The 4,222-nt window shown below is 27.7% G+C and carries 5 protein-coding genes; 3 read left to right on the top strand and 2 right to left on the bottom strand.

Annotation, left to right across the window (positions count from 1 at the left end; all coding sequences use genetic code 11):
- The first annotated feature begins 24 nt into the window (after positions 1 to 24).
- Positions 25 to 492: an Lrp/AsnC ligand binding domain-containing protein gene (locus tag AB2369_RS11940; RefSeq protein ID WP_367666703.1), complete on the top strand. Its 468-nt coding sequence runs from the start codon at positions 25 to 27 to the stop codon at positions 490 to 492.
- A gap of 13 nt (positions 493 to 505) precedes the next feature.
- Here AB2369_RS11940 and AB2369_RS11935 read toward each other — a convergent pair whose 3' ends face one another.
- Positions 506 to 1,003: a hypothetical protein gene (locus AB2369_RS11935; RefSeq protein ID WP_367666702.1), complete on the bottom strand. Its 498-nt coding sequence runs from the start codon at positions 1,001 to 1,003 to the stop codon at positions 506 to 508.
- Positions 1,004 to 1,162: 159 nt separating this feature from the next.
- Between AB2369_RS11935 and AB2369_RS11930 the strand changes: the two genes are divergently transcribed.
- Complete coding sequence (locus AB2369_RS11930) at positions 1,163 to 1,369, top strand: DUF378 domain-containing protein (protein WP_367666701.1); 207 nt, start codon at positions 1,163 to 1,165, stop codon at positions 1,367 to 1,369.
- A gap of 81 nt (positions 1,370 to 1,450) precedes the next feature.
- Positions 1,451 to 2,236: a putative ABC transporter permease gene (locus AB2369_RS11925; RefSeq protein WP_367666700.1), complete on the top strand. Its 786-nt coding sequence runs from the start codon at positions 1,451 to 1,453 to the stop codon at positions 2,234 to 2,236.
- Between the two features lie 101 nt (positions 2,237 to 2,337).
- Here the strand turns inward: AB2369_RS11925 and AB2369_RS11920 are convergent, their stop codons facing one another.
- Positions 2,338 to 4,080, bottom strand: coding sequence for a phosphoenolpyruvate carboxykinase (locus tag AB2369_RS11920; RefSeq protein WP_367666699.1), 1,743 nt, complete (start codon positions 4,078 to 4,080; stop codon positions 2,338 to 2,340).
- Positions 4,081 to 4,222 lie beyond the last annotated feature (142 nt).

Below are 4,222 nucleotides of genomic sequence, written 5' to 3'. Positions count from 1 at the left end.
AATACATATATATGGGGTGATTTTGTGTCTTTTATTTCTACTTCCCAATTAGATGATTTAGATTTACAAATTCTAGATATCTTAATTAAAGACTCTAGAACTCCTTATCTAGAGATAGCTAGAATCTGTCATGTAAGTGGAGGAACTATTCATGTAAGAATGAAAAAGATGGAGGACCTTGGTATAATAAAAGGAACTAAGATTCTATTAGATATGCCAAAGCTTGGTTATGATGTATGCTGCTTTGTTGGTATATATATAGACAAGGCTTCTTCCTACCCAGGTGTTATTGAATCAATGACAGAAATTAAAGAAGTAGTAGAGTTACACTACACAACTGGAGACTATTCTATTTTTGCAAAGGTTATATGTAAAAATATATCTGACTTGCAAGATGTGCTTATGAATAGAATAAATATCATTGAGGGAATTCAAAGAACAAATACATTTATATCTCTATCTCAACCAATAGATAGAAACGTTAGATTATAAAAATATCCTCAACCTATGGTTGAGGATATTTTTCATTATATTTAAGTGATATATCTTTAAGAATAGTTCCTTCATCAGTAACTACAGTTACATTTTCGAAGTCTTTAGGAAGTTTTATTATAGTAAAACTACTTATATCTTCTCCCTCTTTATTTTCAGATTTTTTTTCTTTTATAAGATTTATACAAACTTCTTTTCCTCTGTCTAAAACCTCTCCTATCTTAAAATAGCTATCATCATCCTTTTCACTATTAATAGCTATAACATAGGTGTCCTCTTGTCTCTTAAGTTTTATAAACCCTTCTTCTCCTTTATGAGCTTCTATTATATCTTTGAATTCTAAATAGTAATCATCTATATTAGATTTTTTATTTTCTTCCTTGTATGTCTCTTTTCCTAATGATGAGGAATAGATATCTTTTTCTCTTTCTTTTATAATTTCATCCTTGTCTATACTACTACATCCCATAAAAAACAAGAAAAACAAAATAAGAAAATTCATTCTTTTCATAATATTCCCCTCCATAAATAGAATTATATCATAAATTAATAATAATTCCATTATAAAATAATAGATTCTCCTCATAAAGCCATAAAATAGTTTAATGAATAAAAGAAAAAATACTGTGACATACTAATGTTGTAAACCAAATGAACAGGAGGAATTTTTATGAAAACATTAGACGTAATTGCACTTTTACTTGTCATAATAGGTGCCATAAATTGGGGACTTATAGGATTTTTTCAATTTGATTTAGTTGCAGCTTTATTCGGACAATTATCTGCAGTTTCTAGGACAATTTATGCATTAGTAGGTTTAGCAGGCTTATACTCTATATCCTTCTTTGCGAAAGAAAGATATAGAAGTGTAGAGTAAAAAAAACCCTCTTGAAAGAGGGTTTTTTTTATGTATTTTAGTATATAATGGTATATATATTGATTCTTAAAGGAGGCTTTTATGTTTAATCTACAAGTACTCTCCTATCCTATTTATGAGCTTTTATTTTTCTTTATAATCTATAGTTTTTTAGGATGGATATTAGAAATTATATATGCCTATTACTCTCATGGTCACTTTGTAAATAGGGGATTTTTAAATGGTCCTTTTTGCCCAATATATGGATTTGGAGCCCTTTCTCTTGTTTTATTTCTAGATAACTTTAAAAATAATATTTTTCTTTTATTTATCCTTGGAACCATATTTACTTCTCTTATAGAGTATTTAACTGCAGTGATTCTTGAAAAAGCATTTAACACTACATGGTGGGACTATACAGAAAATTCTTTTAATATAAAGGGTCGAGTATGTTTGAGTTTTTCTCTTATTTGGGGTGGTGTATCTGTAGTCTTAGTTAGATTTATACATCCTTACATAAATACTTTAGTTACAAATATCAATTATCCCTTTTCAAAGATATTATTTTATTCATTCTTCTTCTATTTTCTTATAGATTTCATTTTAACTTTAAAATCTCTTATGGATTTAAATCACATATTAAGTGAACTCTATAATTTATCAAAGGATACTATAAATCATAAATATTTTAAAGATTTAAAATCCAAGCTATCCAAGACAGATATACCTCATTTAAAGGAAGCAAAAATAAAATATACTTCTTTAATGAAAAATTTAACTCCAAATCATAAAAGAATTCTTCAGGCTTTTCCTTCAATGAAATTTATGGGAGTTGCAAATTTTATAACCGATATAAAAGATAAGATTTTTTCTCTTATAAAATATTAATTTTATTATAAAAAGAGTAATTACCAATAATTTTTAGTAATTACTCTTTTTATATTGAAAGATTGTAGTATTTAACTATATAAACAGATTGATTTATATAACTACAAAGTTTTTATTATATTTAGTAGTTCTATAGCAGCATTCTTAGGTCCCTTCTTTTCCATACCTTTTATCCCTAGAGATGTCTTTATATCTCCCATTTTAACCTCTGAATCCATCATAGCCTTAAAATATTTTTCAATTATTACATCTACTTCCTCTTGCTTTTGTACAGGTCCAAAAGGATTAGCAAAGTAAGATTTAACAAGACCTTTCTCTGTGGTAGTTCCCTTTGCCATACGTGCCCCATCTTTAAATACTTTAATAGCTTTATTTATATCACTAAAAAATGTTATATAGGACTCTCCCTCTTTTACCTCATCATAGTTATTTGCATATAAGAATAAATCCACCTTATATCCCTTAACTATTTCCTTATATGTATTTATAGGCATTACCAGTCTTGCATTTATCTTATCTGGATTCATAAATATACTTCTATCTATTTCCTTAAAAGCATATCCTTGATCTAAATCATCAAGCCTTACAAAAGCTCCTATTTCTGTTCCGTATCCAATAACATTACCTTTATCATCTATTTTTATGGTTCCCATATCATCAAAAATTATATTCATATCACTTATATGATCAGCTCCAAGGGTTCTAAGTGCTTCAAGACTTTCTGACTTACCAGCACCACTATCTCCCATAATTATTACATTAGCGTTCTTTCCATTCTTTAAAGTTATATTTACCATAGCTCCATGTATAGGTAAGAATCCTCTTTTTATCATTATAAGATTATGGAGGGTAAGAATCATCTTCTTCATATACCCAAAGTAATCTATCTCCTCTCCGTAACTTACATATCCCATCATTATATCATTTTTACTATCATCATAGAACTTAGTTATAACACTCTTACTTTCATGTCTAGCTCCAAGAGCATATATAATATCTGGTTTTTTGTTTACACATTCTTCCTCTACTGCTATTTCAAATAGATTACAAAGGGCTATTCCATGAGCCATAAAATCTCTATGGAAAAATACATAAGCTAAAAGTTCTCCAACTTTAATAGGATAGCAGAAAAAATGGTCTTTTTTAATAATAGACTCCTCTAATAAATTACTATAGCTTTCAGTAAATATCCCATCTCTTGTATTCTTTTTAGGATAGGTTATATAAGGAGATTGTAGTATTATACTATCAATAAATGGAATACCTCTTAGTATTTCATACTCTTCTGGACAGTACCATTTAATATTACTTAGAATTATTCCGGCATTACTACCAACGGATAACTGCCTGTAAATCTTAGGTTTATGCCCTAAGATATTTTCCTCTATTTTTCTATATAAACCTAAAATTAAATTCTTTAACTTCTCATTACTTTCAATAAAGTTCACTGAAGCCATCCCTTCTTTTATGGCAGAGCTTTGAATTAATGAATATCTTTCAAGCTTTCTCCAGTATCCATATAACCCTTCTATAAAGTCTATAAATCTTTCCCTATTTTCTAAAAGAAACTTATACTTGTGATTCAGTGTCATTACATCTTCATTATTCATTACTATGAGAAGTTTAAATAAATTTGTAATTTCCTTAGAATTTATATCTTCTCCATTTAACTCTTTATTTATATAAATATATATATTGGATTTTCTACTCTTTATCTTATTTAAATAACTTTCTAAAACCCTATTAAATCCTGAACTATCTAAAATCTTCTCCATTGTATTACAATATTTAACAGTAAAATTCATCATTGCTTTATTGTTGCTTAGCGAAAACTCTTTTCTCATGACTTCCTCCTAGTTAGTTAATTTTCTACTTATTATCTTACATTTTTGATTTATTTTCAATAGATAAATTGTAAACTCGGCAAGTTTTAACTTATATTTCTTGCACCAAAGTCTTTTTATATCCTATTTAAAGGGTTATTTC

The sequence above is a fragment of the Clostridium sp. genome (assembly GCF_040797585.1).
Lineage (GTDB): Bacteria > Bacillota > Clostridia > Clostridiales > Clostridiaceae > Clostridium_Z.
The sequence above is the reverse complement of the archived record's forward strand: the minus strand, read 5'-3'. Positions and strand labels throughout refer to the sequence as shown.

Excerpts from the sequence above, each read along its gene's own strand:
- AB2369_RS11930 (WP_367666701.1), top strand. The coding sequence starts at position 1,163 with ATGAAAACATTAGACGTAATTGCACTTTTACTTGTCATAATAGGTGCC.
- AB2369_RS11920 (WP_367666699.1), bottom strand. The coding sequence starts at position 4,080 with ATGAGAAAAGAGTTTTCGCTAAGCAACAATAAAGCAATGATGAATTTT.
- AB2369_RS11935 (WP_367666702.1), bottom strand. The coding sequence starts at position 1,003 with ATGAAAAGAATGAATTTTCTTATTTTGTTTTTCTTGTTTTTTATGGGA.
- AB2369_RS11925 (WP_367666700.1), top strand. The coding sequence starts at position 1,451 with ATGTTTAATCTACAAGTACTCTCCTATCCTATTTATGAGCTTTTATTT.